The sequence below is a fragment of the Collimonas sp. genome (assembly GCF_044339385.1).
In the GTDB taxonomy this organism is placed as follows: domain Bacteria; phylum Pseudomonadota; class Gammaproteobacteria; order Burkholderiales; family Burkholderiaceae_D; genus Collimonas.
In genome coordinates this window covers 1-3295 of sequence record NZ_JBIIVN010000216.1, presented here as the reverse complement: position 1 = coordinate 3295, position 3295 = coordinate 1, and the positions used below count along the sequence as shown (strand labels likewise).

The 3295-nt window shown below is 54.1% G+C and carries 4 protein-coding genes; 2 read left to right on the top strand and 2 right to left on the bottom strand.

Annotated features, from left to right (window positions below):
- On the top strand, window positions 1-802 hold an 802-nt coding region (locus ACIQ0R_RS12025; RefSeq protein WP_395827734.1), incomplete at its 5' end, for a phosphopyruvate hydratase.
- Between the two features lie 228 nt (window positions 803-1030).
- Entirely contained in the window at window positions 1031-1411 is a 381-nt protein-coding gene (gene ftsB / locus ACIQ0R_RS12020) for a cell division protein FtsB (protein ID WP_395827731.1), read from the top strand.
- A gap of 99 nt (window positions 1412-1510) precedes the next feature.
- On the opposite strand, the gene hslO is transcribed toward ftsB, so the two are convergent.
- A complete protein-coding gene (gene hslO, locus ACIQ0R_RS12015; RefSeq protein WP_395827728.1) occupies window positions 1511-2473 on the bottom strand; it encodes an Hsp33 family molecular chaperone HslO in 963 nt (320 codons plus the stop codon).
- A gap of 19 nt (window positions 2474-2492) precedes the next feature.
- Entirely contained in the window at window positions 2493-3020 is a 528-nt protein-coding gene (locus ACIQ0R_RS12010) for a gamma carbonic anhydrase family protein (RefSeq protein WP_395827739.1), read from the bottom strand.
- Window positions 3021-3295 lie beyond the last annotated feature (275 nt).

Genomic DNA, 3295 nt, shown 5'->3' with positions numbered 1-3295 from the left:
CATCCAGGAATTCATGATCATCCCAGTCGGCGCACCGAGCTTCCGTGAAGCGTTGCGTTACGGCGCCGAAGTATTCCACGCGCTGAAGAAAATTCTGCATGACAAGGGCTTGTCGACTTCAGTTGGCGATGAAGGTGGCTTTGCGCCTAACCTGTCCAGCCACGAAGAAGCGCTGAAGCTGATCATCCAGGCAATCGAAGCTGCCGGCTATGAGCCAGGTACGCAAATCGCGCTCGGCCTGGATTGCGCTGCAAGTGAATTCTATAAAGACGGCAGCTATGTTCTGGCAGGTGAAAACATGACCTTGACCGGCGCGCAATTCACCGGTTTGCTGGCATCCTGGTGCGACAAGTACCCGATCATCAGCATCGAAGACGGCATGGCGGAAAACGATTGGGACGGCTGGAAGCTGCTGACCGAAACTCTGGGCAAGAAGATTCAACTGGTGGGCGACGACCTGTTCGTCACCAACACCAAGATCCTGAAAGAAGGTATTCAGAAGGATATCGCCAATTCGATTCTGATCAAAATCAACCAGATCGGTACCTTGACTGAAACTTTTGCCGCGATTGAAATGGCCAAGCGTGCCGGTTACACCGCAGTGATCTCGCACCGTTCTGGCGAGACTGAGGATTCGACCATTGCAGATATCGCAGTTGGCATGAATGCCTTGCAGATCAAGACCGGCTCGATGTCGCGTTCGGATCGTATGGCCAAGTACAACCAGTTGTTGCGTATCGAAGAAGACCTGGGCGATGTCGCCGCCTATCCTGGTCGTGACGCGTTTTACAACCTCAAGTAATTAATAGTCATTGCGGGACAGAGTTGATGAGGCGCCGCAGCGCGCCGAGTTACACGATCTGTGCGACTCTGTCCCCAACTGACTAAGTGCAACGTACAAATTGCTAAGAAAACTAAACGGGCAGAGTTTATCAGACGCCGCTGCCGGCCGAGTTACGCTGTCCGTGCCACTCTGTCTTCAACCGACCATGCGAGAAGTTCTAGCCAACTAGGGACTATTTATTTTTTCATGCGCCTGATTGCCATTTTTCTTACTGTTCTGCTGATATTGGTCCAGTACCCACTCTGGCTGGGCAAGGGCGGCTGGCTGCGCGTTTGGGATATGGATCAACAGGTGCGCGCGGCGCATGACAAGATCGATGAATTAAAAGCTCGCAATGCCAAGCTTGATTCGGAGGTGCATGACCTGAAAGAAGGCACTGGCGCAGTCGAAGAACGCGCCCGCAGTGAGCTGGGGATGATCAAGCAAGGTGAGATCTTTGTTCAGATCCTCGATCCCAATGGTAATCCTGCTGATGCGCCGTCACCACCTAATCCGGAATTGACCGCAGTAGAAAAGACCGTGGCAGTCGCCGTGCCGGATGAGCGCGTGAAAAAACCGCACCCCTGAATCGGGTCGTTTGATTCTCATTTTCCGCAGTCAGCTCAGCGTGCATTAGCTGCCTGTAAAAAAGGGGCGCACGGTGAATCGTGTGACCCCTTTTTTGTTTTAATGCTTGCTGCTGCCAGTCGGCAGCAGTGCTTCTACCGGGGCTTCTGTGGCGAACAGATGGGCGCAGTCTACTTTATCGAATTCATAGTGTTGGCCGCAGAAATCGCAATCGACCGCCAGCTTGCCTAAATCCGCCAGCGCTTCTTCGATTTCGGGTTGCCCCAGCATTTTCAGCATGTTGCCGACTTTCTCGCGCGAGCAATTGCATTGAAAGCTCGGCAACTGCGGCGCGAACACGCGGATATTTTCTTCCCAGAACAGACGCCGCATCAGGGTCTGGATATCGGTCGTCAGCATCTCTTTCGGTTGCAGGGTGCCGCCCAGCGCCATGAAGCGGTTCCATGTTTCCAGATCGTCGTTGACCGGTGCATCAATGCCGCCGTGGTTCGGCAATTTTTGCAGCAGCAGGCCGCGCGCCACTTTATCGTCAGCAGCCAGCCAGAGTTTGGTATCGAGCTGTTCCGAGCGCAGCATGTAGTTCTCGATGACGGTGGCAATGCTGTCGCCGTCCAGCGGCACGATGCCTTGGTAAGGTTTCTGGCCGGGCATCTTGTCTTGTGGATCAAGCGTAATGACGAAGCGGCCCTGGCCGTTCAGGTTGACCAGTTGCGACATGCTGGCATCGTCGTCGATCACTGTATCGGGTGCCAGCTTGGCGGTGGCGCGCATATGCAGTTGCGAATCGCACTCCGCCACCAGCAGGCGCACCGGGCCATCACCGTGAATCTGCATGACGATGACCCCATTGAATTTGAGATTGGCAGACATCAACGCCGCAGCGGCCATCATTTCACCTAGCAGCGTTGTCACTGGCTGCGGATAGTGGTGATGGGTCAGCACCTGTTGCCAGGTTGTCGACAGCTCGACCAGTTCGCCGCGTACCGCGGCATTGTCCACCATGAATTTCTGCAGCGAATCGCCGTGCTGGCTGCCGCTATCCATGATTGTTGTTACGTCCATATTTTTTCCACTTCTCTATTTATTCGCTGATGATTTTTAAGCCGCTTTTGTATTGTGCGCTGCGCTCGACATAATGCTGGGCATTCTTGGCGAGTGCTGCGATATCCTCTTCGCTGAGAGTCCGCGCCACCCTTGCAGGTGAACCGATGATCAGTGAATTCTCGGGGAATTCCTTGCCTTCCGCGACCAGTGCGCCTGCACCGACGAGGCAATTTTTGCCGATTTTCGCGCCATTCAGCACCACTGCCTGGATGCCGATCAGCGCACCGTCGCCGATAGTACAGCCATGCAGCATTGCCTGATGGCCAACAGTCACGTTTTTGCCAAGCGTTAGCGGGAATCCCATATCGGTATGCAGTGTGCTGCTTTCTTGCACATTGCTGCCTTGGCCGATGGTAATCAATTCATTGTCGCCGCGAATCGTGACGCCGAACCAGATGCTGGCATTGGCTTCCACCTTGACCTTACCGATCAGATTAGCGGTGGGGGCGATGTGGGCAGATGGATCGATGTCGGGAGCGTTTCCCCCCAATTGGTAGATGGCCATAAGTTTCCATAGAATGCTGGTTTCGAGGCATGTTGGCTGCAACGACTCAACGTCACTAGTTGCGTCCATTATTGGTTTTTTCAACCATGCCGTCATTTTACCGCTGACGCCATCAACAATTCCGCAGATTCCTTCCGTGTCTCTACAAAGTCCGCCCTGAACAATCCCATTTCCCAATAATTGTCTCAAGCCGTGACAGTCGCCATACGCCACATCGGCCAAAGCATTACCAGAAACGCAGCGCAAAAAAGCCGCAGCTTGCGCAGGATCAGGCG